This is a genomic window from Ramlibacter sp. G4-7 (assembly GCF_057784995.1).
Genome location: NZ_JBYNTT010000003.1, coordinates 343,975 through 367,424, shown reverse-complemented (window position 1 = coordinate 367,424; position 23,450 = coordinate 343,975). Strand labels below are relative to the sequence as shown.

At 71.0% G+C, this 23,450-nt stretch carries 22 protein-coding genes and 1 pseudogene; 5 read left to right on the top strand and 18 right to left on the bottom strand.

Annotation, left to right across the window (positions count from 1 at the left end):
• Positions 1–653, top strand: a pseudogene (locus AC3EGR_RS06620) (S1C family serine protease); the annotation flags it as partial.
• A gap of 67 nt (positions 654–720) precedes the next feature.
• Positions 721–2,214 carry an FAD-linked oxidase C-terminal domain-containing protein gene (locus AC3EGR_RS06615; protein ID WP_488545656.1) on the top strand — a complete coding sequence of 498 codons (1,494 nt, stop codon included), beginning with the start codon at positions 721–723 and terminating at the stop codon, positions 2,212–2,214.
• Between the two features lie 46 nt (positions 2,215–2,260).
• Here AC3EGR_RS06615 and AC3EGR_RS06610 read toward each other — a convergent pair whose 3' ends face one another.
• Positions 2,261–5,479, bottom strand: coding sequence for a two-partner secretion domain-containing protein (locus AC3EGR_RS06610; RefSeq protein ID WP_488545655.1), 3,219 nt, complete (start codon positions 5,477–5,479; stop codon positions 2,261–2,263).
• 156 nt (positions 5,480–5,635) lie between these two features.
• Here AC3EGR_RS06610 and AC3EGR_RS06605 point away from each other — a divergent pair, with 156 nt between their 5' ends.
• A complete protein-coding gene (locus AC3EGR_RS06605; RefSeq protein ID WP_488545654.1) occupies positions 5,636–6,577 on the top strand; it encodes a GlcNAc-transferase family protein in 942 nt (313 codons plus the stop codon).
• Here AC3EGR_RS06605 and AC3EGR_RS06600 read toward each other — a convergent pair.
• From AC3EGR_RS06600 to tsaB, 3 genes are read right to left on the bottom strand one after another with little or no spacing between them, the layout of a single operon-like run.
• On the bottom strand, positions 6,574–7,347 hold the full coding sequence (locus AC3EGR_RS06600; RefSeq protein ID WP_488545653.1) for a uracil-DNA glycosylase: 774 nt from the start codon (positions 7,345–7,347) through the stop codon (positions 6,574–6,576). The genes AC3EGR_RS06605 and AC3EGR_RS06600 overlap by 4 nt on opposite strands.
• On the bottom strand, positions 7,344–7,808 hold the full coding sequence (rimI, locus tag AC3EGR_RS06595; protein WP_488545652.1) for a ribosomal protein S18-alanine N-acetyltransferase: 465 nt from the start codon (positions 7,806–7,808) through the stop codon (positions 7,344–7,346). Before rimI ends, AC3EGR_RS06600 begins: the two co-directional genes overlap by 4 nt.
• Position 7,809: 1 nt before the next feature.
• The gene (gene tsaB / locus AC3EGR_RS06590; RefSeq protein WP_488545651.1) at positions 7,810–8,511 is read right to left on the bottom strand and encodes a tRNA (adenosine(37)-N6)-threonylcarbamoyltransferase complex dimerization subunit type 1 TsaB; all 702 of its coding nucleotides are present in this window, start codon (positions 8,509–8,511) and stop codon (positions 7,810–7,812) included.
• Positions 8,512–8,564: 53 nt separating this feature from the next.
• Between tsaB and dacB the strand changes: the two genes are divergently transcribed.
• A complete protein-coding gene (gene dacB / locus AC3EGR_RS06585) occupies positions 8,565–9,947 on the top strand; it encodes a D-alanyl-D-alanine carboxypeptidase/D-alanyl-D-alanine endopeptidase (protein WP_488545650.1) in 1,383 nt (460 codons plus the stop codon).
• A 57-nt stretch (positions 9,948–10,004) separates the two neighbouring features.
• Here the strand turns inward: dacB and AC3EGR_RS06580 are convergent, their stop codons facing one another.
• From AC3EGR_RS06580 to purE, 4 genes are all read right to left on the bottom strand, one after another.
• Complete coding sequence (locus tag AC3EGR_RS06580) at positions 10,005–10,955, bottom strand: SGNH/GDSL hydrolase family protein (protein ID WP_488545649.1); 951 nt, start codon at positions 10,953–10,955, stop codon at positions 10,005–10,007.
• 97 nt (positions 10,956–11,052) lie between these two features.
• Complete coding sequence (locus AC3EGR_RS06575; protein ID WP_488545648.1) at positions 11,053–12,042, bottom strand: L-threonylcarbamoyladenylate synthase; 990 nt, start codon at positions 12,040–12,042, stop codon at positions 11,053–11,055.
• Between the two features lie 4 nt (positions 12,043–12,046).
• Positions 12,047–13,201, bottom strand: a complete 1,155-nt coding sequence (locus AC3EGR_RS06570) for a 5-(carboxyamino)imidazole ribonucleotide synthase (protein WP_488545647.1) — start codon at positions 13,199–13,201, stop codon at positions 12,047–12,049.
• On the bottom strand, positions 13,198–13,704 hold the full coding sequence (gene purE, locus AC3EGR_RS06565; RefSeq protein WP_488545646.1) for a 5-(carboxyamino)imidazole ribonucleotide mutase: 507 nt from the start codon (positions 13,702–13,704) through the stop codon (positions 13,198–13,200). Before purE ends, AC3EGR_RS06570 begins: the two co-directional genes overlap by 4 nt.
• A gap of 54 nt (positions 13,705–13,758) precedes the next feature.
• On the opposite strand from purE, the gene trxA reads away from it, so the two are divergent.
• Entirely contained in the window at positions 13,759–14,652 is an 894-nt protein-coding gene (gene trxA / locus AC3EGR_RS06560; RefSeq protein WP_488545645.1) for a thioredoxin, read from the top strand.
• Positions 14,653–14,680: 28 nt separating this feature from the next.
• On the opposite strand, the gene AC3EGR_RS06555 is transcribed toward trxA, so the two are convergent.
• The 10 genes from AC3EGR_RS06555 to AC3EGR_RS06510 all read right to left on the bottom strand — a co-directional run bounded on the left by AC3EGR_RS06555 (position 14,681) and on the right by AC3EGR_RS06510 (position 23,443).
• Positions 14,681–15,112, bottom strand: a complete 432-nt coding sequence (locus AC3EGR_RS06555) for a hypothetical protein (RefSeq protein WP_488545644.1) — start codon at positions 15,110–15,112, stop codon at positions 14,681–14,683.
• 52 nt (positions 15,113–15,164) lie between these two features.
• Positions 15,165–16,070 carry a phosphoribosylaminoimidazolesuccinocarboxamide synthase gene (locus tag AC3EGR_RS06550; protein WP_488545643.1) on the bottom strand — a complete coding sequence of 302 codons (906 nt, stop codon included), beginning with the start codon at positions 16,068–16,070 and terminating at the stop codon, positions 15,165–15,167.
• Between the two features lie 66 nt (positions 16,071–16,136).
• Positions 16,137–17,201, bottom strand: a complete 1,065-nt coding sequence (gene fba, locus AC3EGR_RS06545; RefSeq protein WP_488545642.1) for a class II fructose-bisphosphate aldolase — start codon at positions 17,199–17,201, stop codon at positions 16,137–16,139.
• 117 nt (positions 17,202–17,318) lie between these two features.
• The gene (gene pyk / locus AC3EGR_RS06540) at positions 17,319–18,752 is read right to left on the bottom strand and encodes a pyruvate kinase (RefSeq protein ID WP_488545641.1); all 1,434 of its coding nucleotides are present in this window, start codon (positions 18,750–18,752) and stop codon (positions 17,319–17,321) included.
• 149 nt (positions 18,753–18,901) lie between these two features.
• A complete protein-coding gene (locus tag AC3EGR_RS06535; protein WP_488545640.1) occupies positions 18,902–19,537 on the bottom strand; it encodes a hypothetical protein in 636 nt (211 codons plus the stop codon).
• Between the two features lie 123 nt (positions 19,538–19,660).
• On the bottom strand, positions 19,661–20,854 hold the full coding sequence (locus AC3EGR_RS06530; protein WP_488545639.1) for a phosphoglycerate kinase: 1,194 nt from the start codon (positions 20,852–20,854) through the stop codon (positions 19,661–19,663).
• Between the two features lie 63 nt (positions 20,855–20,917).
• A complete protein-coding gene (locus AC3EGR_RS06525; RefSeq protein ID WP_488545638.1) occupies positions 20,918–21,256 on the bottom strand; it encodes an AzlD domain-containing protein in 339 nt (112 codons plus the stop codon).
• The gene (locus AC3EGR_RS06520; RefSeq protein ID WP_488545637.1) at positions 21,253–21,990 is read right to left on the bottom strand and encodes an AzlC family ABC transporter permease; all 738 of its coding nucleotides are present in this window, start codon (positions 21,988–21,990) and stop codon (positions 21,253–21,255) included. Before AC3EGR_RS06520 ends, AC3EGR_RS06525 begins: the two co-directional genes overlap by 4 nt.
• The gene (gene fmt / locus AC3EGR_RS06515) at positions 21,990–22,949 is read right to left on the bottom strand and encodes a methionyl-tRNA formyltransferase (RefSeq protein WP_488545636.1); all 960 of its coding nucleotides are present in this window, start codon (positions 22,947–22,949) and stop codon (positions 21,990–21,992) included. Before fmt ends, AC3EGR_RS06520 begins: the two co-directional genes overlap by 1 nt.
• Positions 22,949–23,443, bottom strand: coding sequence for a hypothetical protein (locus AC3EGR_RS06510; RefSeq protein WP_488545635.1), 495 nt, complete (start codon positions 23,441–23,443; stop codon positions 22,949–22,951). The genes fmt and AC3EGR_RS06510 overlap by 1 nt, the downstream gene beginning before the upstream one ends.
• Positions 23,444–23,450 lie beyond the last annotated feature (7 nt).

Genomic DNA, 23,450 nt, shown 5'->3' with positions numbered 1-23,450 from the left:
CGCGCGCGGCGCCCGCTCCGGCGCCCGTCAGTCCTGCGCCCGCGATGCCCGAGCTGCCGGCGCCCGAAGCGACGGCGCCGCCTGCCGGTCCTCGCCCTTTCGCGCTCGCGCCCGGGTCCATTCTCGAATACCGCCTGCGCGACCGACTCACGGGCCAGGAGCACCCGGTCCTGTATCGCCTCGACAAGGTCGACGGCGATCGCCTGGTGTTCAACCAGGGCAGCCGCGTCGAACTGCGCAGCGGCGATGTCGTGGCCATGACCGCGGCGATCGGCGGCGAGTTCGAGACGGCCGCGCCCCCCGAAGGCTGGGTGAGCGCCCGGACCGCGTCGCTGCCCGGCTGGGAGAGCACCTACTTCTCGCGCGGCGACGGCCGCCCCTTCAGGATGGAACTGCGTGCGCACGGCGAGGGCGAGCAGGTGCTGCAGTTGAACGGCCGCGACGTGCGCACGCTGCGCTTCGTGTTCAAGGGCTTCACGGCACGGGGCGCCGGCGCCTTCAACAACCCGCCGAGCACTTACACGGCGACCGCCTGGTACGCCCCCGAACTGTCCCGCGTCGTCCGGTTCGAGGCGCGAACCCGCGGCGGGCTGGGTCTCACCTCCTACGTGGTGGACGAAGCCCTGGAACTGGTCGACCTGCGGCGCGAATAGCCGGTTTTTCAGCCCGGCGCGCAAATTTCTTCAGCCCGCGCCCTGGCGGCTGGTTCAAGATGTCGCCATGAACGCCGCTACCGATCCCGAACTGCTGCAACGCGCCGAACGCCAGGCGCAGGTGGTGGCCGCGCTGCAGAAGGTCCTGCCGCAGCACGCGCTGCTGTGGCACGCCGAAGAAACGACACCCTACGAGTGCGACGGCCTCACCGCCTACCGGCAGCGGCCCCTGGTGGTCGCGCTGCCCGAGGACGAGGCGCAGGTGCAGGCGGTCCTCAAGGCCTGCCACGCGCTGCGGGTGCCCGTGGTCGCGCGCGGTGCGGGCACCGGGCTGTCCGGCGGGGCCATGCCGCACGCGCTGGGCGTGACGCTGTCGCTGGCGAAGTTCAACCGCATCCGCAACGTCGACCCCGTGTCGCGCACCGCCCTGGTCGAATGCGGCGTGCGCAATCTCGCCATCAGCGAGGCGGCCGCGAGCTACGGCCTGTACTACGCGCCCGATCCCTCCAGCCAGATCGCCTGCACCATCGGCGGCAACGTTGCGGAAAACTCCGGCGGCGTGCACTGCCTGAAGTACGGGCTCACGCTGCACAACGTCATGAAGGTGCGTGGCTTTTCGGCCGAAGGCGAGCCGGTGGAGTTCGGCGGCGACGCGCTGGACGTGCCCGGCCTGGACCTGCTTTCCGTCGTCGTCGGCAGCGAAGGCATGCTGGCGGTCGCCGTCGAGGTGACGGTGAAGCTCGTGCCCAAGCCCCAGCTCGCGCGCTGCATCATGGCCAGCTTCGACGACGTCCGCAAAGCCGGCGCGGCGGTCGCGGCCGTCATCGCGGCGGGCATCATCCCGGCCGGCCTGGAAATGATGGACAAGCCGATGACGGCGGCGGTGGAGGACTTCGTGCATGCCGGCTACGACCTGCAGGCCGAAGCCATCCTGCTGTGCGAAAGCGACGGCACGCCCGAGGAGGTCGAGGAGGAGATCGGCCGCATGAGCGAGGTGCTGCGCGATGCCGGCGCGACGGCCATCGCCGTCAGCCGCGACGAACCCGAGCGCCTGCGCTTCTGGAGCGGCCGCAAGAACGCCTTCCCGGCCTCGGGCCGCATCAGCCCCGACTACATGTGCATGGACTCGACGATCCCGCGCAAGCGGCTGGCCGACATCCTGCTGGCGATCCAGGACATGGAGAAGAAGTACGGCCTGCGCTGCGCCAACGTGTTCCACGCGGGCGACGGCAACCTGCACCCGCTGATCCTGTTCGATGCCAACGACCCGGACCAGTTGCACCGCTGCGAGCTGTTCGGCGCAGACATCCTGGAGACGAGCGTCGCCATGGGCGGCACGGTGACCGGCGAACACGGCGTCGGCGTGGAAAAGCTCAACTCCATGTGCGTGCAGTTCAGTGCCGAGGAGATGGAGCAGATGCGCGGCGTCAAGCGCGCCTTCGACCCGGAAGGCCTGCTCAACCCGGGCAAGGTGATCCCGACCCTGAACCGCTGCGCCGAGTACGGGAAGATGCTGGTGCGCGCCGGGCGCATCGCCCACCCCGACCTGCCGCGCTTCTGACGAGCCCAGGGGCCACCCCGGCGGCGGCCCTTGGTCCTGCCCGGGCTCAGCGCGTGCAGGCGGTGTCGGTGATGACGATGTCGTCCTTGCCGATGCGCTGGACCTGCGCCTCCTGCAGCTTGTCGAACTGCGCGGCGAAGCTGGCGACCTGGTTGTCGGCCTGCTGTCGGCCCTCCTGCAGCGCGCCGACCGGCGGAACCGCAGGCGCAGAAGCCGGGGGAGGCGAAGAGGGAACGGCTCCGAGCGCCACGAGCAGCAGGTCGTTGGCGCTCGCCTGCGCCCGCAGGCGCGCGTCGTTCACGGTGGACAGGGTTGTGAGGTCGAGCGCGCCGGACTGCACGACGCGGAAGCTGTCGCCGGCCGCGACGCTCGCGCCGGGCAAGAGGTTCACCGCCAGGATGCCGCCCGTGGCGACGCTGCCCGTGACGACCAGCCTGTCGTGCGTCGCCGCATCCAGCAGGTCCGCCGCGTAGGTCGAGCCCGGTTCCATGACCAGGCGCGCGTTCAACGTGAGGGTTCCGACGGCTCCGCTGCCGCCGGGTGCGATGGTGCCGAAGTTTCGCACGGTGCCCAGCCCGTTGCCCACGACGAGCGTGCCCTTGCCCGCGAGGACACCGGAGGCCTCGTTGGCGAACACGGCGCCAGCGGGCGGCGCGCTGCCGGGGATTGCGTCCACGGGCGCCTGCGCGTCGGCGACGTGGAGTACGCCGTCGACCGTCACCGTGCCGGCGTTGCGGAAGCTGCCGAGCACGACCGCCTGGCTGGCGCCCTGCACCTGCACCAGCGAGCTGTCGTTGATCCAGTTCGCGCCGAGAACGAGGTTGTCCGTCACGGCGACCGACGTGCCTTGCGCGCGGAAGCTCCCCAGCGCGCCGGAAGCCGCGGAGGTACTGTCGTCGCCGTTGAGGCCGCCTTGGCCGCCCAGGGCGGCCACGAAGGGGGTGGCGAGCAGCACGCGGCCCGCGGCCGTGAATTTCACGTCGCCGCCATCACCACCGATGCCGCCCCGCTGGCTCGCCGCCGTCACGGCGGAACTGCCGCCGTCGCCGCCGCCGACGTTGACCAGGTAGCCATTGCCCGCGAGCAGGTCGCCTCTCGCGTGGGCGATCTGCACCAGCCCGCCCTTGCCGCCGCGCAGGCCGTTGCCCGTTTTCACGTCGGTGCCGCCGGTGCCGCCCGCCGCGGTCACGAGGAAGAAGCCGGTCGTGGGCAGCAGGACATCCGGGGAGATGCTGCCGGACACGATGCCGCCGGTGTTCAGGTGGACCTCGCCGCCCTGGCCGCCGGCGCCCGTCGTGCTGTCGCCGCCGCTGGCATCGAGCTCGCCGAGGGTGATGTCGCGCGCAGCGGTCACGAAGACCTGGCCGCCCACCGCCCCCGCGGCAGCGACCACCCCGCCCGCGCCGCCACCGTCGGTCCTCGTGTTGGCGCCGCCGCCCGCGAAGACGTCCTGGACCGACACGCTGCCGTTCTTCGCTTCCAGCGTCACCGTGCCACCGGCCGTGGGCGCGCTGCCGCTGGCACCGCGTGCCGCGACCTGCTGCACGGCGATGTCGCCCGACGAACTCCTGAGCGTGACGGTCCCGGTGCCGACGTCCACGCTGGCCAGGTCGATGGTGCCCCTGGCGCTTGCCTGCACCTTACCGACCGCGATCCGGGTCGCGCCGTCCTGCGTGATGCCGCCGCCCAGGGCCTGCAGGGACAGCGCGGCGTTCGGATCGTGGGCGCTGATGTTGCCCTGCAGCGAGATCGCGCCGTCCGCCTGCAGGTCCAGCGCATTGCCGCTGCTCCAGGCGATGTCGGCGGCGACGGTGATGTTGCCGGCCGACGTCGGCTCGGGTGCGGGAGGTGCCGCGCGCGAACGGGTCGTCACGATCACGCTCGAACGTCCGAGCTGGTCTTCGAGGTCGCGGACGTTGACGTGCGAGACCCCCGTACCGCCCTCGAACACGGCGCCCTGGGCCGTCGTGTCCGTCTGCGACCGGTCGTCGATGACGATGTCGTTGGGGTCCAGCAGCAAGGTGCCGGCGGTGCCGCGGGGTGCGCGCAGGTCCACCGCGCCGATGAACTGCAGGTAGTGCCTGCCCGACACCTCGGCGAACCCGCCGTTGCCGCCGGTCGTTCCGCCGCGCGCGGAAACCTGTCCATGCATGCGCGTCGTCCCCTCGGACCAGACGATCACGCGGCCGCCATCGCCATGCTGCAGCGCGTCCGCCTGGATGCGCGCCGCCGCGTCGACGTACACCGCGCTGGCATTCACCACCTCCGGGTTGCCGCCCTGGTAGTCGCCGCCGATGCGCACCGCACCGCCGCCCCTGGCGCCGCTGGCATCGACCGTGGCGCCCGCCAGCAGGGCCACGCGCTCGCCGAGCACGTCGATGCTGCCGCCCTTGCCGCCCTGCGCGCCGGCGATCACCTTGCCGTCGACCAGCGCATCGCCGGCGCCGGACTTCAGCACCACCTTGCCGCCTTCGGCCGTGACGGCCTGCGCCTGCACGAGGCCGCTGTGCCGCAAGGTGTTCGCGAAGATGCCCACGGCATCGCCCTGCAAGGTGCCCAGGTTCAGCGCTTCGTTGCCGGCGTGCACCTCCAGTTGTATGCCTTCGAGTCCACGGCCGGTGAGCTCGACCTTCTCGCCGGCCGCGAGGATGGTCGCCCCCCGCGCCTGCACGACGGCCTGGCGCCCGACCTGCACCCGCGAGCCCACGAGCACCACGTCGCCCTGGCGCGCGAGGATGTGCGCGCCCTCGCCGACGCGGATGTCGCCGGAGCCGCCGCGGAACAACTGGCGGCCGCGGATCGCATCGGACGCGGACAGGTCCAGCGCCGATGCGGTGAAGCCCGCCGTGTCGATCATGGCGTTCGGGCCGATCGCGATGCCCGAGGGGTTGACCAGCACGAGGTGCGCATTGGAGCCCAGGATGCCGAAGATGTCGGAGCGCACGCCCCCCGTCACGCGGTTGATCGAGGTGCTGGACGCGTCGGGCTGCTGGAACCAGGTGCGGCTGCCCGCCGGCACGCCGAAGCTCTGCCAGTTGATCACCGAGCGGCCGCCGACGCCGTTGGTCGTCGTCACCAGCAGGTTGTTGCCGTCGCGCTGGAACGTCGCGCCGCCGTGGATCGCGCCCGTGGGCACGGACTGCGCATGCGCGCCGGACTGCCATGCGAAAGCCAGCGCCACGGCGACGGCCGCCCGGTGGAAGCCGGCCAGCGCCGACGTGCAAGCGACGCGTCGCGGCGACGGGAACGCAACCCTGGACATCATTTCAGCTCCTGCGGCGTCGCCGGCTCGCGCTCGGGCGCCGGGCGCCGCACGGGGTTGGAACGCGGGGCAAAGTTAGCACACGGCCACAGGACTTCGCAAACGCGCCAGCCGGGAGAGCGGCGGGCGCGCGCTTGCTACCATGACCCGCAGAGCCCCATGCGCATCTTCGTCAGCATCGCTTCCTATTGCGACCCCGTGCTGCCCTTCACGCTGCAGCGCGCCGCCGCGGCCGCCGCCGACGACGCACGCCTGCACTTCGGTGTCGTGGACCAGTCGCCCGCTGGCGCACCGCGGGTCGCCGCCCCAGGCCGCGCACGCCTGAGCCTGGTCCAGCTGGACGCACGCGATGCCCGGGGCCCCTGCTGGGCGCGGGCAATCGCCATGTCGCTGTACGACGGCGAGGACTGGTTCCTGCAACTGGACTCGCACATGGACTTCGATCCCGGCTGGGACGACGCGCTCGTCGCGCAGGCTCTCGCGCTGGGCGCGGGCAAGCGGCCCCTGGTGCTGTCCTCCTATCCCGACGCCTTCACCTTCGTCGACGGCACACCGGTGCGCCGGCCCACCACCGCGGGCGTGCTGGCGCAGGTGCTCCAGCCGGACGCCGACTTCCAGCCCCAGCATCCGGTCCTCGCGTTCCAGGCGCAGGCCGTGGACAGCCGCGAAGCCCTGCCCGCCTTCCATGTCGGCGCCGGCTGCCTGTTCGCGCCGGGGCGCATCGTCCAGGAAGTGCCCTACGACCCCTGGCTGTACTTTCACGGCGAGGAGCAGGCGATGGCCTTGCGCCTGTACACGCGCGGCTGGGACCTGTTCCACATGCCGGGCCTGCCGGTGCACCACCTGTACAACGAGGCCGGCTCCGGCGCACCGCGGCGGCCCTTGCACTGGGATGCGCCAGAGGAAGCCGCACGCGAGCTGCCGTGGTGGAACCTCGAGCAACGCGCGCGGGCCCGCCTGGGCGCGCTCGTTGCGGGCGCGGACCTGGGCGTGTACGGACTGGGGACGGTGCGCAGCGTGGCGGATTTCGCCGCCTTCAGCGGGATCGACTACGCGGCGCGCACCCTGGCGCCGCGCGCCTTCCAGCCGCGAACCGCCTAGGCCTGGCCGCGCAGCACCGACTGCGCGAGAACCAGGTCGGCCCAGGCCTTGGCCTTGTCCGGCAGGTTGCGCAGCAGGTAGGCCGGGTGGTAGGTGACCACCACGGGCACGCCGTTGTAGCGGTGCACGCGGCCGCGCAGCTTGCCCAGGGGCTCGGTCGTCTGCAGCAGCATCTGCACGGAATGGCGGCCCACGCTCAGGATGATCCTGGGCTGCAGCAACTCCACCTGGCGGCGCAGGAGCAGCTCGCATTGCGCGATTTCGTCCGGCTCCGGGTTGCCGCTGCCGGCAGGGCGCGAAGCGAGCACGTTGGCGATGAAGACCTTGTCGCCGGCGGGCAGGCCCAGCGCGGCCAGCATGTTGTCCAGGAGCTTGCCCATCTGCACGACCTGGGGCTGCGCCTCGTCGCTCCCGGGAGCGTCGCCCACGACCAGCCAGTCCGCCTGCAGTTCGCCGGCGGCAGCCGGCACGATCTCCTGCCGGCGCGTGGTGCGGGCCTGCGGGTCCCATTGAACGATCCGGATGCCGGTCGATTCCCCCGGCACGGGCAGACCGGGACGCTCGGTGCGCGGTGCCGCGACGGGCGTCGCAGGAGCGGCAGGCGCGGGGAGCGGCGGCCGCGCCGGCACGGCCCGTGCGGCCTCGCGCGCCACCGGAGCGAGCACTGGCTCTTCGTCCACCGTAGGCACTTCCACGGCCTGGACGTCCGGCCAGAAGATCTTGATGCCCATTTCCTCGAGCATCGCGCGCTGGCGGGCGTCCAGGTTCATAGCTTGTAGCTCATGACGATCGCGTCCTCGCGGCCGTGCTCGGCAGGGTAGTAGTTGCGGCGCTCGCCGACCCGCCGGTAGCCGTAGCGCTGGTAGACCTGCTGGGCGCGCCGATTGCTGGTGCGCACCTCCAGCCACAGCCACTGCGCCCGTTGCGCGCGCGCCCAGAGAGCCAGGGCGTCGAGCAGCACGCGGCCCCAGCCCAGCCCCTGGTGGTCGGGGTCGACGGTGATGTTCAGGAGATGGACCTCGTCCACGCCCTGCATGGCGACGAAGTAGCCGATGACGGTCTCGCCGGCGATGAGCAGTTGCGCCTGGTAGCCCGAGCGCATCGAATCGGCGAAGTTGCCGCGGGTCCAGGGGTGGGCGTAGGCGCGGCGCTCGATCGCGACGACCTCGCCCAGACGCGCCTCGCTCATGGGCTCGAAGCCCGCTTCCATGCTCTTGAAGACTGCGCTCATGTCATCCGCCCCGGAGCGACTCCTTGCGCGCCCGGTCGGCGGCGCGTTCCTCGGTAGTTTGCGCTACTTTGTCGCGAATGTAGAGCGGCAGGGCCTCCGCGGCCGGATGCGCCCCCTGCGAAAGGCCGGCGGGCGCGAGCCGCAGCAAGGCCCTGGCCGTGGGCAGCGCCGCGATCCGGTCCGCCGCCGCAGGCAGGCGCGAGGCGTGCAGATCGAGGGCGTTGCCGGCCAGGACCCAGCCCGCCGGAACCGCGACGGCCTCCGGACGGCCCAGCGCCGGTGCCTGCCGCACCAGCCAGGCGCCGGCGACCCACTCGTAGGAGGCGAAGTAGACCTCGTCCATGCGGGCATCCAGCAGCGCCACAATCCCCGAGGCACCGCACTGGCCCCGGGCTTCCTCGGCGACGGCCAGCAGCGTGTCGATCGGCAGCACGGGGATGCCGGCGCCGAAGCCCAGGCCCTGGGCCACGGCCGCGGCCGTGCGCAGCCCGGTGAAGGAGCCGGGGCCGCGGCCGAAGGCGATGCCGGCCAGCTCGTCCAGGCGCAGTCCGGCGCGGGCGAGCAGGTGCTGCACCGCGGGGATCAGCGCCGCCGAGGCCTGCGGCCCGCCGGCGGCCGTGTGCTCCAGCAGCGGCGCGAGCGCACCGCCGCCGACGGCAATGGAGAGCGTCTCGGTGCTGGTGTCGAAGGCGAGCAGTTTCATGCGGCGGGCGAACCCGCCATTATCGAAGCTTCCGCCCCACCATAATGGCGCGCATGCCGCGCTGGATCCTTGCCTGTTGTCTGGTGGCCTGGTCGGCCGTTGCATGGGCGCAGGGCCTGCCGCCCGAGGTGGAGGCCGTGCTCGATGCGCAAGGCCTGCCGCGCGATGCGGTCGCGGTGCTGGTGGCACCCGCCGAAGGCGGCCCGCCGCGGGTCGCGCACCGTGCCGACGTGAGCATCAATCCCGCCTCGATCGCCAAGCTCGCGACCACCTATGCGGCGCTGGACCTGCTGGGTCCCAACTTCACCTGGACGACGCCGGTCTACTTCGACGGGCCGGTGCGCCAGGGCACCTTGCACGGCAACCTCGTCCTCAAGGGCCAGGGCGACCCCAAGCTGGTGGTCGAGCGCCTGTGGCTGCTGCTGCGGCGGGTGCGCGCCCTGGGCGTGCACACCATCGAGGGCGACATCGTCCTGGACCGCAGCGCCTTCCAGCTGCCGCCGCACGACCCCGCGGCCTTCGACGGCCAGCCGCTGCGGCCCTACAACGCGAGCCCGGACGCGCTGCTCGTCAATTTCAAGACGGTCACCCTCACCTTCACGCCGGAGGGCAACCAGGTCCGCGTGCGCGCCGAGCCCGAACTGGCCGGCGTGCAGTGGCCGGCGACGGTGCCCGCGTCGGCGACGGAATGCGGCGACTGGATCACGGCGCTGGCCGCCGACTTCCGCGAGCCGGCACGCGTGCGCTTCGCGGGCCGCTTCCCGGTGGCCTGCGGCGAGCAGGTGTGGCAACTCGCCTGGCCGGAGCCCGCCGCCTACGCGGGTCGGGCGATCGCGGCGATGTGGCAGGGGGTGGGCGGGCACCTGCGGGGCCAGGTGCGCGACGGGGCGGTCCCGCCCGGCCTCAAGCCCGCCTTCGAGTTCGCCTCGCCGCCGCTCGCCGAGGTGATCCGCGACATCAACAAGTACAGCAACAACGTGATGGCGCAGCAGGTCTTCCTCACGCTGAGCCTGCAGCAGCGCGGCACGGGCAGCTTCGAGGGCTCGCGCGAGGTGTTGCGCGGCTGGTGGCGCGAGCGCTTCGGCGGCGAGCCGCCGGTGACCGACAACGGCGCCGGCCTGTCGCGCAACGAGAGCATCACGGCGCGGCAGCTCGCCCAGCTGCTCCAGGCCGCGTGGGTGTCGCCGCTGATGCCCGACCTGGTCGCTTCGCTGCCCTTGCTGGGCGTCGACGGAACGCTGCGCCGACAACGCCAGAACGTGGGCCTGGCCCACCTGAAATCCGGCAGCCTCAACGAAGTCTCCGGCGTCGCCGGCTTCGTGCACGGCCCCCAGGGCCGGCGCTACGTGCTCGTGGCCATCGCCAACCATCGCAAGGCCTCGGCCGTGCGGCCGGCGATCCAGGCGCTGGTCGAGTGGACCGCCCGCCAGCCCTGAGGCGGCGGAAATGAAAAAGCGCGGGAGGCCCGCGCTTTTTCGTCGGCACCGGCCGGATCAGAAGCGGTCGCGGATGCGGTCCCGGGCGTATTCGCCGAACAGCTGCTGGGCGCGCGGCGTCGGGTAGACGCGATCGGCGAACAGGAACTGCGAGACGTCCGCGCCGGGGCGTACCGTGGCCGGCGTGCACAGGCTGGAGTTCACCTGGCCATTGCCGGTGCCGATCCCGGGGCCCGGATCGACGGAGGTGCACACCGCCTCCGTGCGGTTGGCGAAGTTGCCGCCGCTGTCGCCGGTCTGGTTGTTGAAGAACAGCGCCGCGTCGACGTAGAGCACCGTGCGGCCGAAATCCACCAGCGCGACCAGCAGGGCCCCGTTGAAGCGCGTGCTGGCGATCTCCAGCAAGGGCGCCTGGCCCACTTGGCGCGCCCAGGGCGAGCGGCCCAGGTTGTACGGGCCGCTGATGACGACGTGCGTCGCGCCGGCAGCGACCAGGCGCTTGACCTGGTCGGCCAGCTCCCTGCCCGCCTGGGCCAGGTTGGCCTGCATCTGGTCGGAGGTCTGGCTGCCTTCCAGCACGAGCCGGCCCTGCGTGATCACGTCGGCCGTGCCGGCGCTCAGGATGATCAGGTCGTCCGGCGTCGGCTTGCTGACGGCGAGGAAGGCATCCACCTGTTCCTTGACCGAGGGCGTGCTGCTGTCGCCGGCCGCATCCGGATGGGCCGTGATGCGGGCGCTGCCGATCGCATAGGACTGGCCGCCGGCCGACGTCGGCGTCAGCGGGCGGCTGTACACGCTGGCCACGAACTGCGTCCAGTTGTTCACCGACCCGTCGTTGACCGTGTAGCGGCTGCCGCGCTGGCCGAGGTCGCCCATCGCGTCGCCGAAGGCGATCACGCGGGTGGGGGAGAGCTGGGATTCGACGCTGCCGCCGCCGCAGGAGGCCAGCAACAGGGCCGAGGCGCACGCGGCCACGAGCCCGGCGCGCCGCATCCAGTGAAATGCCATGAAATTCGCTCCAGCAAAACCGGCGAGTTTACCGATTGCAGGTAAACGCCCTGTGCGCGCCCCCCGCTGCAGGCAAACGGGGGGGCCGTGTCGGCCGCTAGCCGGCTGAGGCGCGGCGCAGGCGGTCGCGCACGCCATCCCATTCCGGGGCCTCGGGCGGCGCCTCGATCCAGATCAGCTTGACGCCGGCCGTGTCGAACTCGCGCAGGACGGCGAAGAGCTGGCGGGCCGTCTCGATCGCGTCGTCCGGCATGCGGCGGTAATGCGGCGTGCGGGTGCGCAGCGGCGCCCGGGCATACACGGCGATGGCCGCCGCGTCGCTGCCCAGCACGTCCAGCGCGGCCTGCATCTGCTTCGCGTCCATCAGCCGCACCTTGGCCTGCGGCGCGTAATGCGACTCCAGCGTGCCGGAGGCGCGCGGCGCGGCACCCGGGCGCTCCTCGGGCAGCCACAGGCGCTCGCCGCAGGCGGCCTCGATCTGGGGGCGGGTGAGCGTGCCGGGGCGCAGCAGCACCGGCACGCCGCGCGTGCAGTCCACGATCGCCGACTCGATCCCCACCGGGGTGGCACCGCCATCGAGCACCAGCAGCTGCGCGTCGAACTCGGAGGCCACGTGCTGCGCGGTGGTGGGGCTCACGCGCCCGAAGCGGTTGGCGCTCGGCCCCGCGAGGCCCAGCACCGGCGGGCTCTGTTGCGCACACGCGAGGAGCAATGCATGCGCCACGGGATGCGCCGGGCAGCGCACGCCGATCGAGTCCTGGCCTCCGGCGGCGGCCCGTGCCACGTCCGGGCGCCGCGGCAGGATCAGCGTGAGGGGGCCCGGCCAGAACGCCTGCATGAGGCGCCTGGCCACTCGCGGCACGTCGGCGGCAAAGTGCGACACGGCGGCCGCATCGGGCACGTGCACGATCAGCGGATGGTCGCTGGGCCGGCCCTTGGCCGCGAAGATGCCCGCCACCGCCTGCTCGCTGCCGGCATCGGCCCCCAGGCCGTACACCGTCTCCGTCGGAAAGGCGACGAGGCCGCCGGCCGCGAGCACCTGGGCCGCCTGTGCGATCGCGCTTGCCTGCCGGCCGTCGAGGATCATGGGTTCAGAAGGGGGCGATGCCCAGGCGGGCGGCGGCCGCGAGCGCGTTGGCGCGCACGCCGGCCACGTCCGCGCCGGTGAGGGTGAGGTGGCCCATCTTGCGGCCCGGGCGGGCGCTGGCCTTGCCGTACAGATGCAGGTGCGTGCCGGGCAGCGCCAGCACGGCGGCCCAGTCGGGCGTGCGCTCCTGCCCGTCGCGGAACCAGAGGTCGCCCAGCAGGTTGAGCATGATCGCCGGGCTGTGCTGGCGCGGCTGCGTCAGCGGCAGCCCCGCGAGCGTGCGCACCTGCAGCTCGAACTGCGAGACGTCCGCGCCCTCGATGCTCCAGTGGCCGCTGTTGTGGGGACGCGGCGCCATCTCGTTGACGACCAGCGAGCCGTCCTGCAGGCCGAAGAACTCGACACAGAGCACGCCGACGTAGTCGAGGCCTTGCGCAATGGTCTTCGTCGCGGCGATGGCGCGCTGCGCCTGCGCGGGCTCGACGCAGCCGGCGTGCACCTCGGTGACGGCCAGGATGCCGGCGCGGTGCAGGTTGCGCTGCACCGGCAGGTGCACCATGGCACCGTCGCGCCCGCGGGCGACCACGACGGAGCATTCGAAGGCCAGGGGCAGCTGCTTTTCCAGCACGCAAGGCGCGCGCTTGACGCTGTCCCAAGCCGCCCGCAGCTCGGCCCGGGTCGCCACGCGCGCCTGCCCCTTGCCGTCGTAGCCGAGGCGGGCCGTCTTCAGGATGCCGGGCAGGAGTTCGTCGTCGACCGCGGCGAGATCCTCGTCGTTGGTGATCACCGCGTTCGGCGCGACCGGCACGCCGCAGCGGCTGAAGTGCGCCTTCTCCTCGGCGCGGTCCTGCGCGATGGCGACCGCGGCAGCGCCGGGCGCGACCGGCCGCTTTTCCGCCAGCCGCGCGAGCGCGTCGGCCGGCACGTTCTCGAACTCGGTGGTGATCGCATCGCTCAAGCCCGACAGGCGTGCCAGCGCGATCTCGTCCAGGTAGTCGGCCTGCACGTGGTGGTGGCTGACCCGGCCGGCGGGGCTGTCCTTGTCGGGGTCGAGCACGGCGGTGAAGTAGCCCATGCGCTGGGCCGCGTGGACGAACATGCGGCCCAGCTGGCCGCCGCCCATCACGCCCAGGGTGGAGCCCGGAAGCAGCACGGTCATGCAGGATCCCGGGGAGGCAGGGACATGGCGCGCGCGGCTTGCGTCTGCTTGCTGCGGAACGCATCGAGTTGCGCCTGCAGCGCCGGGTCGTTCACCGCCAGCATGGCGACCGCGAACAGCGCCGCGTTCGCCGCGCCTGCCGCGCCGATGGCGAAGGTGGCGACGGGAATGCCCTTGGGCATCTGCACGATGCTGTGCAGCGAGTCCACGCCCTGCAGGTGGCGGCTGGCCACGGGCACCCCCAGCACCGGCACCGTGGTCTTGGCGGCCAGCATGCCGGGCAGGTGGGCCGCGCCGCCCGCGCCGGCAATGATGGCTTTCAGGCCGCGGCCCGCGGCCGCTTCGGCGTAAGCGAACATGTCGTCCGGCATCCGGTGCGCGGAGACGACCTTCGCTTCATGGGCGATCCCGAATTCCTGGAGAATCTGCACCGCGTGCTGCAGGGTGTCCCAGTCGCTGCTGGATCCCATGACGACCCCCACGACGACGGCGCTCTTGTTCATAGAATTCCCGATGAGAAGCCATAAATTTTACTTTGCCGAGCAGAGGGAGCCGGAATGATCGACGTCACCATAGAGAACTTCGAACAGGAGGTGATCGCCGCCTCGCTGAGCCAGCCGGTGCTGGTGGATTTCTGGGCGCCGTGGTGCGGCCCGTGCAAGGCGCTAGGCCCGGTGCTGGAAAAGCTGGAAACCGCCTATGGCGGCGCCTTCCGCCTGGTCAAGATCAACTCCGACGAGGAGCAGCAGATCGCCGGCGCCTTCGGCATCCGCAGCATCCCCACGGTGATCCTGCTGAAGAACGGCCAGCCGGTCGACGGTTTCACGGGGGCTCTGCCCGAAGGCAAGGTCCGGGAGTTCCTCGACAAGCACGTGCAGGCCCTGGCCCCCGAGGAAGAGGAAGAGCCGCAAGTCGAGGAGGAAGACCCCACGGCGGGCGACCCCGAGGCGCAACTGGAGCGGCTGCAGCATGCGGTGGCCACCGACCCGGCGAACGACGACGCGCGCTTCGACTACGTCAAGGCGCTGCTGGCCGCCGGCCGCGAGGCCGATGCGCGCCGCGCCTTCGAGCCGGTCGCCAACAAGGCGGGCCTCTCGCGCAAGCTCGATGCGCTCGCGCGCTGGCTCGATGCGATCGCCTTCGCCAAGGGCCACCCGAACCCCGCCGACGAGGACGCGAAGATCGCCGCCAACCGGCGCGACTTCCAGGCGCGCTTCGACCGCTCGCGCCTGCTGATCGCCCAGCAGCGCTGGACCGCCGCGATGGACGAGCTGCTGGAGATCCTGATGCGCGACAAATCCTGGAGCGAGGACCTCGCGCGCAAGACCTACATCGCGATCCTGGAACTCATCGAGCCGCCCAAGCCCAAAGTCGCCGACGGGCAGATTCCCCCGGACGATCCGACGGTGGCGACGTACCGGCGGCGGCTGTCGTCGGTGGTTCTTTCCTGATAGGGGTGGGTGCGGTTCGCAGGCGCGATCAGCGCATCAGCATCACCAGCCGGTCCGCCGGCACGCGCACCCGCAGTTCCACCAGCTCGCCACCCGTTTGCAGCTTCGGGTAGGCGACGCTTTCGACGTCGAAGGTGCCGCGTGCAAGCGCCGGTACCTCGGTCTTGCGGCTGCGCGGCTCGTTGTCCACGTTCAGGATCGTGTTGTTGCCGTCGCACTTGGACAGCAGCGCCGGCTCGTCCACCGTGGCACGGCGCACGTTGCCCAGCGCCGCCTTCGTGGGCGTGGCGATGGGGTTGCCGTCGGCGCCGAACAGGTGGACCGTCCCGTACTGCGGCGCCCACAGGCCGCCGCTCAAGCGGCCGGCGACGATGCACTGCGCGTCGGACTGCGCGAACGCCGGCGCGGCGCTGGCGGCCGCGGCCGCGAGCAGGAGCGAACGAAGGAGTTGGGCTGTCATCGGGCCAGCATAGCGCCGGGCCCGCCGCCGCGTCCAAGGGCTTTACACGCGGCTACGCAGTCAGGCGCTGCAAGGCCTCGCGGTACTTGGCGGCAGTCTTCTCGATGACGTCCTTGGGCAGCCGGGGCGCCGGCGGCGTCTTGTCCCAGGGATGGCCGTCGATGCGCACGGCCTCCAGCCAGTCGCGCACGAACTGCTTGTCGTAGCTCGGCGGGTTCTCGCCCCGGGCGAACGCCGCCTGGTAGCCCTCGACCGGCCAGTAGCGCGACGAATCGGGCGTGAGCACCTCGTCCATCAGCACCACCCGGCCTTCCTCGTCCAGGCCGAACTCGAACTTGGTGTCCGCGATGATCAGGCCCTTGGTGAGCGCGAAGTCCGCGGCTTCCTGGTAGATGCGCAGGCTCAGGTCGCGGATCTTCGCCGCCAGCGCCGGGCCGATCATCTCCACGACGCGCTCGAAGCTGACGTTCTCGTCGTGCCCGGAAGTCGCCTTCGCCGCGGGCGTGAAGATCGGCTGGGGCAGCTTGCCCGCATTCTTCAGCCCCGCGGGCAGCGGCACGCCGCACACGGACTGCGACTGCTGGTACTCCTTCCAGCCGCTGCCCGCGAGATAGCCGCGCACCACCGCCTCCACCATGATCGGCTTCAGGCGCTTGACCAGCATGGAGCGACCCTGCACCTGCGGCACTTCGGCCGGCGCGACCACGCTCTCAGGCCGTTCGCCGGTCAGGTGGTTGGGGCAGATGTGGCCCAGGCGCGCGAACCAGAACAGCGCCATCTTCGTGAGGATCTCGCCCTTGCCCGGGATCGGCTCGCCCATGATCACGTCGAAGGCGGAGAGCCGGTCGCTCGCCACCATCAGGATGCGGTCGCTGCCGACCTCGTAGTTGTCGCGCACCTTGCCACGGGCGAGCAGCGGCAGCGAGGTGATGTTGGAGGTGTGGAGGGCGGCGGTCATGGGCGGTTCCAAAGGAAAACGGCCCGCTCGCGGCGGGCCGTCCATTATCTCAAGCGCGGGGCCCGGCTAGTTCACGGTCTGGGCCAGCTCGCCCTTGCTGTACTTCGTCGCCACGACCTGCAGCGTTTCGCCCTTGATCTTGCCGGCCTGCCCTTCGCAGCCGAACTCGATGTAGCGCTGCTTGCAGATCAGGCGGGCCGCCTCGCGCGCGGGCTTCATCCACTCGCGCATGTCGAACTTCTCCGGGTTCTCGGCCAGGAACTTGCGCACCGCGCCGGTCATGGCCAGGCGGATGTCGGTGTCGATGTTGATCTTGCGCACGCCGTGCTTGATCGCTTCCTGGATCTCCTCCACGGGCACGCCGTAGGTTTCCTTCATGTTGCCGCCGTACTGCCGGATGACCTCCAGCAGGTCCTGCGGCACGGAGGAGGAACCGTGCATCACCAGGTGCGTGTTGGGGATGCGGCGGTGGATCTCCTTGATGCGGCCGATGGCGAGGATGTCGCCCGTGGGCTTGCGCGTGAACTTGTAGGCGCCGTGGCTGGTGCCGATGGCGATGGCCAGCGCATCGAGCTGCGTCTTCTTGACGAAGTCGGCGGCCTGCTCGGGGTCGGTGAGGAGCTGCTCGCGGGTCATCGTGGAGTCGGTGCCGTGGCCGTCCTCCTTGTCGCCCTTCATGGTCTCCAGGGAGCCCAGGCAGCCCAGCTCGCCTTCGACCGTGATGCCCAGCTTGTGCGCCATGTCGACGACCTTGCGCGTGACGTCCACGTTGTAGTCATAGCTGGCGATGGTCTTGCCGTCGGCCTCCAGCGAGCCGTCCATCATCACGGAGGAGAAGCCCAGGTCGATGGCCCCCTTGCATACGTCCGGGCTCTGGCCGTGGTCCTGGTGCATCACCAGGGGGATCTTCGGATAGGCCTCGATGGCCGCGGCGATCAGGTGCTTGATGAAGGACTCGCCGGCGTACTTGCGGGCGCCGGCGCTGGCCTGCAGGATCACGGGCGCGTTCACTTCCTTGGCGGCTTCCATCACCGCCTGGACCTGTTCGAGGTTGTTGACGTTGAAGGCCGGGATGCCATAGCCGTTGACGGCGGCATGGTCCAGCAGTTCGCGCATGGAAACGAGGGGCATGGCAGTTCCTGGGGTACGACAGAGGGTGGCACGGTTGACGTAACCGCGCCGTAACTGCGCAGGATTCTACCGGCTGAGGCTGCTTTCGTGGGGGACGCGGCCCGCCTTCGGAACCCCTCAGCTCGCCCGGACGATCTTGAGCATGTTGGTGCCGCCGGGGGCGCCCATCGGCTCGCCGCAGGTGATCGCGTAGATGTCGCCGGAGCTCACGATGCCGCGGCTCTTGAGGTGCGACTCCGCTTCCGCGAGGGCCGTGTCACGGTCGGCGCTCTGATCCATCAGCAGCGCGCGCACGTTGCGGTACAGCGCCATGCGACGCTGCGTGACCAGCCGCGGTGTCAGCGCGTAGATCGGGATGTGGATGCGGTGGCGGCTCATCCACAGCGGCGTGGAGCCCGAATCCGTCAGCGCCACGATGGCCTTGCACCCCAGGTGGTACGCGGTGAACAGCGCACCCATCGCGATCGACTGGTCGATGCGCGAGAAGGCCATGCCGGTGAAGTCGGCGTCCAGGCGCACGTCCTCCGCCATCTCCGCTTCGGCGCAGATCGCGGCCATCTGCTGCACGACCTCGACCGGGTACTTGCCGGCCGCGGTCTCGGCACTGGTCATCACCGCGTCGGTGCCATCGAGCACCGCGTTGGCCACGTCGCTCACCTCGGCGCGCGTGGGCACCGGGTTGGCGATCATGGACTCCATCATCTGGGTGGCGGTGATCACGACCTTGTCGTGCTCGCGCGCGAGCCGGATCATGCGCTTTTGCAGTGCCGGCACCGCAGCGTTGCCGACTTCCACCGCGAGGTCGCCGCGGGCGACCATGATGGCGTCGCTGGCCTTGAGGATCTGCTCGAGGTTGGGGATCGCCTCGGCGCGCTCGATCTTGGCGATCAGCGCCGGCTTGTGGCGGAACTCCGCGGCGGCCACGTTGCACAGCTGGCGCGCCATCTCCATGTCGGTCGCGCTCTTGGGGAAGCTCACCGCCACGTAGTCGGCCTGGAAGCTCATCGCCGTGCGGATGTCCTCCATGTCCTTGGCCGTGAGCGCCGGCGCCGTCAGCCCGCCGCCCTGCTTGTTGATGCCCTTGTTGTTGGACAGCACGCCGCCGAGCTTGACCGTCGTGCGGATCTGGTCGCCCTTGACGCCGTCGACGGTCAGCACGATGAGGCCGTCGTTCAGCAGGAGCGTGTCGCCCGGCTTCACGTCGCGCGGCAGCTCCTTGTAGTCGAGGCCCACGCCGTTGCCGTCGCCCGGCTCCACCCGCGAGGCATCGAGCACGAACTTCGCGCCAGGCTCCAGGGTCACCTTGCCTTCGGCGAACTTGCCGACGCGGATCTTGGGGCCCTGCAGGTCGGCCATGATCGCGACCTCGCGGCCCGCCGCCTGCGCCACCTCGCGCACCCGCGCCGCCAGCGCGATGTGGTCCTGCGCCGTGCCGTGGCTGAAGTTCAGGCGCACCACGTTGACGCCCGCGCGGATCATGCGATCGAGGACGGCCGGCTCGCTGGACGCGGGGCCGAGGGTGGCGACGATCTTGGTGGCGCGACGCGGCATGGGCGGGATGCTCCCTGTAATTTGGTTTCCGATTCTCACACGAAGCGGTTACCAGCCGGTTACGGGCGCGTCCCTCGCCGCGTCGCGTCGCGCGCGTGCGATCGAAGAAGGAGCGAGGACACCGGACGGCGCAGCGCCCGGTGCGTGGCTCAGGTGAGGCCGAGGCCGGCGAAGGTGCTCAGGAAGGCATTCGAGCGCGGCGCGAGCGTGAGCGAGGTGGCCCCGGGCTCCTCGCCGTCGTACTCGGTCATGACCATGCAGCCGGCGATGCGCACCACGGCATCCTGCACCTGCGCGAAGCTTTCCGGCGCCAGGCGGATGCCGCCCGCGGTGGCGTGGCGCGCCAGCGTCTCCACGCGCTCCACGAGGCTGCCCACCAGCACGGGCAGGGAGGTGCCCTCCATCTGCAGCGTGGCCAGCGTGCATTCGCCGCTCGCGATCCCGACCTGGTAGCGGACCTCGCTGGGCATCTGCTGCAGCTCGGTGGCCATCGCCAGGGCGCGGTTCGCGTCGTCGAAGCGCACCAGCGCGCAGCCCTGCGGGCAGGGATCGATCTCGCCACGGTGGGAGCGCGCCAGGAATTCCAGGTCGCGCTGGGTGCCGGCGCTGCCGCTCCACGCAGGCACCATGGCGGTGGCGGCCAGCAGGGTGCCTTGCACCGTGGAGAGGTGCATCACCTCCTGCACGGGCCGCATGAACACCTTGCGCCACGCGGTCGCGGACAGGTGACGCAACATGCGCTGCGACAGCGCATCGAGCAGGTGGCTCGGATCCTCGAACTGCATTTGGACTCCCTCTTCCTCTTCGGATGCTTGCAGTTTCTCAAACTGCTACCGGATCTCACAAGACGTAAACATCTGTAAGCGGCTCAGCGAATTCCCTAAGGCGAGGTCCGGCAATGTGCCAGCTCAGGCTGCGGCGCGCTTCTCCAGGATCTCGAGGGCGGGCAGCTTCTTGCCTTCGAGCACCTCGAGGAAGGCGCCGCCGCCGGTGGAGATGTAGCCCACGTCCCGTTCGATCCCGTACTTGGCGATCGCGGCCAGCGTGTCGCCGCCGCCCGCGATGCTGAAGGCCGGCGAGGCCGCGATGGCGCGCGCGATCGTCTCGGTGCCCTTGGCGAAGGCATCGAATTCGAACACGCCGACGGGACCGTTCCACACGATCGTGCCGGCGGACTGCAGCTGCGCGGCCAGCTTGCGCGCGGTCTCCGGACCGATGTCCAGGATCAGGTCGTCCGCGGCCACGTCGCGCGCCGCCTTCACCGTGGCCGGCGCATCGGCGGCGAAGGTCTTCGCCACGACGACATCGGTGGGGATGGGCACTTCCGCGCCGCGGGCCTTCATGGCCTGCATCACCGACCGGGCCTGGTCGACCAGGTCCGCCTCGGCCAGCGACTTGCCGATCGGCAGGCCGGCGGCCAGCATGAAGGTGTTGGCGATGCCGCCGCCCACGACCAGCTGGTCGACGTTGTTCGCGAGCGACTGCAGGATGGTCAGCTTGGTGGACACCTTGGAGCCGGCGACAATCGCGACCAGAGGCCGCCTGGGGTTGGCCAGCGCCTTGGTGATCGCATCGATCTCGGCGGCGAGCAGAGGGCCGGCGCAGGCGACAGGGGCGTACTCCGCAATGCCGTAGGTGGTGGCCTCGGCACGGTGCGCGGTGCCGAAGGCATCGTTGACGTAGATGTCGCACAGCGCCGCCATCTTCCGGGCGAGTTCGGGGCTGTTCTTCTTCTCGCCCTTGTTGACGCGGCAGTTCTCCAGCAGCACGACCTCGCCCGGCTGCACGTCGACCCCATCGACCCAGTCCTGTTTCAGCGGCACGGGGCGGCCCAGCAGCTCGGACAGGCGCTTGGCGACCGGCGCCAGCGAGTCCGAGGGCTGCAGCTGGCCTTCGGTGGGCCGGCCCAGGTGGGAGGTCACCATCACCGCGGCGCCGCCGGCCAGCGCCATCTGGATGCAGGGCACCGAGGCGCGGATGCGGGTGTCCTCGGTGATGTTGCCGGCTTCGTCCTGCGGCACGTTCAGGTCGGCACGGATGAAGACGCGGCGGCCGCGGGCGCGGCCTTCGTCGCACAGGTCGGAAAAGCGCAGGACTTTCATGGTTCTCGATGCAGGTGGGGGGAACCCCGCATTCTAGGAAGGCCGCGCGCCGGCGGGGCCGCCCTACCAACCGAGGCCGAGGTGCAGGGGCAGGTAGACGGCCATCCCCAGCAGCAGCGTGACCAGCACGCTGCGCCGCCAGAAAAACGCCGCGGCGCCCGCGGCGGCGGCGAACAGGCGCGCGTCCTGCCAGGTGGGCATCAGGTGGCCTTTGCTCATCACCACCTCGGGCAACACGACCCCGGCGAGCGCGGCGACCGGCGCATACCGCAGCGCGCGATGCGCCCATGCCGGCATGGTCCACGGCCGGTCCAGGATGAAGAAGAAGCAGCGGGTGAGCATCGTCACGCCGGCCAGGCCGGCGATGATGAACAGCGTCCACAGATCGGTCGCACCGGTCATGCCGCACGCTCCTTCACCGCCGTTGGCAGGCGGCTCTCGACGACCATGCAGGCGAGCACGGCGAGGGCGATCGCCGCGACCACGTTCAGCTTCAGCGGCAGCGCGTAGGTCGCCACCGCGGCCACGCCGGCGACCATCGCCGCCAGCACCCGCATGGGCGTGTTCGCCAGCGAGCAGACGATGCCCACCAGGCACAGCACGCCGGCGAAGCCGAGGCCCCAGTGCGCGGGGATGAGGTTGCCGACCGCGACGCCCACCAGGCTCGCGCCGACCCAGGAACACCAGGTCACGAAGTAATTGCCGGCCAGAAAGGCTTCCTGTTCGAGGCGACCCGCAGGGTCGCCCGCGGGCTCGGGGTGGCGCCCGGTGAACAAGGCATAGCTCATGTCCGCCGTGAGAAAGCCGTTGGCGATGCGGCGCCAACGCGGCAGGTGCATCAGGTAGTCGCGCAGGTGCAGGCTGAAGACGACGAAGCGCAGGTTCACGCAGAAGGCGGTCGCCCACACGACCCAGGCCGGCGCGCCCGCCACGATCAGCGGGATGGCGGCGAGCTGCGAACTGCCCGCGTAGACGAACAGCGTCATCGCGACCGCCTCGGTCACGCTCATGCCGGACTTGATCATGGCCACGCCCGTCATCAGCCCCCAGGCGGCGATGCCCGGTGCGATGGCGGAGCTGGAACGCATGCCTTCGCGGAAGGCGGGATGGCGGTGGATCTCGGGGAGGAAGAACATCAGGAATCGAGACGCTGGCCGGGCTCGAGCGGGAAGCCGCGCAGGAAATCGGCCGCCGCCAGCCGCTTGCCGCCGGGACGCTGCAGCTCGGTGATTTCGAGGCGACCCGCGCCGCAGGCCACACCGATGCCGTTGTCGTCCACGGCCACGATGGTGCCGGGCGCGACGCTGCCGCGGCCCTGCATCAGCGCGCGGCCGCGCCACAGCTTCACGGTCTCGCCGCGCACCTGCGCGCTGGCACCGGGAAAGGGGTCGAAGGCACGCATGCGCCGTTCGATCACGTCGGCGGCCTGGGACCAGTCGACCTGCGCTTCGGCCTTGTCGATCTTGTGCGCGTAGGTGACGCCTTCGGCCGGCTGGCGCACGGGCTGCAATCCGCCGCAGGCGGCCATCTCGAGCGCCTCGACGATCAAGCGACCTCCCAGCACGGCCAGCTTGTCGTGCAGCGTCGCCGTGGTGTCGTCGGGTGCGATGGCGATGCGCTCGACCAGCAGCATGTCGCCGGTGTCCAGGCCCGCATCCATCTGCATGATGGTCACGCCCGTCGCGGCATCGCCGGCCTCGACCGCCCGGTGGATGGGTGCGGCGCCGCGCCAGCGTGGCAGCAGCGAGGCGTGGATGTTCAGGCAGCCGAGGCGCGGCAGGTCCAGCACCCACTGCGGCAGGATCAGGCCGTAGGCCGCGACCACCATCACGTCGCAGCGCGCCGCCAGCAGTGCCTCGCGCGCGGCCGCCGCATCCGCGGGGTACTTGCCGTCCAGGCGCAGGCTGCGCGGTTGCGCGACCGGAATGCCGTGCTCCAGCGCGAACTGCTTGACGGGCGAAGGCTGCAGCTTCATGCCCCGGCCCGCCGGCCGATCCGGTTGCGTGAGCACCAGCGGGACGGTGAATCCCGCGGCAGGCAGCCGCTGGAGCGCGGCCCGGGCGAAGTCAGGCGTGCCTGCGAACGCGACCCGCATCAACGGGTCCGGTTGTCGTTGCCGTTGATGTGGTCGATCGCGGGATGCGCCTTGCGCACGATCCCTTGCGGATCGAAGTACACGTACCAGAACATGGGGCCCTGGCCCTGCTCGTACCAGCGGTACCGGAAGATCGGCCCGTTCCACCTCGCCACCGCTTCGACCTGCGCGGGCGGCCCGAATTCGCGCAGGACGTCGTCCCGCGTCCAGCGGTTGTCCTCGATGCGCAGGAACTCCCGCGGCGTCATCACCTGGCGCGTGCTGACCACGCGGCCGGCCGGGTCGAGGTCGACCATGAAGGCGTAGTAGCCCAAGGGTTGCAGCGTGTACTGCAGGCGCTGGCCGCCATCGGGCAGCGGCCACACGCCCACGGGCGGCCCCGCTTGCGCGATGACCTGCTCGCGCGTAGTGCCCGGCGGCACGTTCATGGAATTCCAGGGATGGGCGCAGCCGGCCAGGAGCGCGGCGGCGGCCACGAGAGCAGCGATGCGCATGGAAGGT

Excerpts from the sequence above, each read along its gene's own strand:
- AC3EGR_RS06615 (WP_488545656.1), top strand. The coding sequence starts at position 721 with ATGAACGCCGCTACCGATCCCGAACTGCTGCAACGCGCCGAACGCCAG.
- AC3EGR_RS06610 (WP_488545655.1), bottom strand. The coding sequence starts at position 5,479 with ATGATGTCCAGGGTTGCGTTCCCGTCGCCGCGACGCGTCGCTTGCACG.
- AC3EGR_RS06605 (WP_488545654.1), top strand. The coding sequence starts at position 5,636 with ATGCGCATCTTCGTCAGCATCGCTTCCTATTGCGACCCCGTGCTGCCC.
- AC3EGR_RS06600 (WP_488545653.1), bottom strand. The coding sequence starts at position 7,347 with ATGAACCTGGACGCCCGCCAGCGCGCGATGCTCGAGGAAATGGGCATC.
- rimI (WP_488545652.1), bottom strand. The coding sequence starts at position 7,808 with ATGAGCGCAGTCTTCAAGAGCATGGAAGCGGGCTTCGAGCCCATGAGC.
- tsaB (WP_488545651.1), bottom strand. The coding sequence starts at position 8,511 with ATGAAACTGCTCGCCTTCGACACCAGCACCGAGACGCTCTCCATTGCC.
- dacB (WP_488545650.1), top strand. The coding sequence starts at position 8,565 with ATGCCGCGCTGGATCCTTGCCTGTTGTCTGGTGGCCTGGTCGGCCGTT.
- AC3EGR_RS06580 (WP_488545649.1), bottom strand. The coding sequence starts at position 10,955 with ATGGCATTTCACTGGATGCGGCGCGCCGGGCTCGTGGCCGCGTGCGCC.
- AC3EGR_RS06575 (WP_488545648.1), bottom strand. The coding sequence starts at position 12,042 with ATGATCCTCGACGGCCGGCAGGCAAGCGCGATCGCACAGGCGGCCCAG.
- AC3EGR_RS06570 (WP_488545647.1), bottom strand. The coding sequence starts at position 13,201 with ATGACCGTGCTGCTTCCGGGCTCCACCCTGGGCGTGATGGGCGGCGGC.
- purE (WP_488545646.1), bottom strand. The coding sequence starts at position 13,704 with ATGAACAAGAGCGCCGTCGTCGTGGGGGTCGTCATGGGATCCAGCAGC.
- trxA (WP_488545645.1), top strand. The coding sequence starts at position 13,759 with ATGATCGACGTCACCATAGAGAACTTCGAACAGGAGGTGATCGCCGCC.
- AC3EGR_RS06555 (WP_488545644.1), bottom strand. The coding sequence starts at position 15,112 with ATGACAGCCCAACTCCTTCGTTCGCTCCTGCTCGCGGCCGCGGCCGCC.
- AC3EGR_RS06550 (WP_488545643.1), bottom strand. The coding sequence starts at position 16,070 with ATGACCGCCGCCCTCCACACCTCCAACATCACCTCGCTGCCGCTGCTC.
- fba (WP_488545642.1), bottom strand. The coding sequence starts at position 17,201 with ATGCCCCTCGTTTCCATGCGCGAACTGCTGGACCATGCCGCCGTCAAC.
- pyk (WP_488545641.1), bottom strand. The coding sequence starts at position 18,752 with ATGCCGCGTCGCGCCACCAAGATCGTCGCCACCCTCGGCCCCGCGTCC.
- AC3EGR_RS06535 (WP_488545640.1), bottom strand. The coding sequence starts at position 19,537 with ATGCAGTTCGAGGATCCGAGCCACCTGCTCGATGCGCTGTCGCAGCGC.
- AC3EGR_RS06530 (WP_488545639.1), bottom strand. The coding sequence starts at position 20,854 with ATGAAAGTCCTGCGCTTTTCCGACCTGTGCGACGAAGGCCGCGCCCGC.
- AC3EGR_RS06525 (WP_488545638.1), bottom strand. The coding sequence starts at position 21,256 with ATGACCGGTGCGACCGATCTGTGGACGCTGTTCATCATCGCCGGCCTG.
- AC3EGR_RS06520 (WP_488545637.1), bottom strand. The coding sequence starts at position 21,990 with ATGTTCTTCCTCCCCGAGATCCACCGCCATCCCGCCTTCCGCGAAGGC.
- fmt (WP_488545636.1), bottom strand. The coding sequence starts at position 22,949 with ATGCGGGTCGCGTTCGCAGGCACGCCTGACTTCGCCCGGGCCGCGCTC.
- AC3EGR_RS06510 (WP_488545635.1), bottom strand. The coding sequence starts at position 23,443 with ATGCGCATCGCTGCTCTCGTGGCCGCCGCCGCGCTCCTGGCCGGCTGC.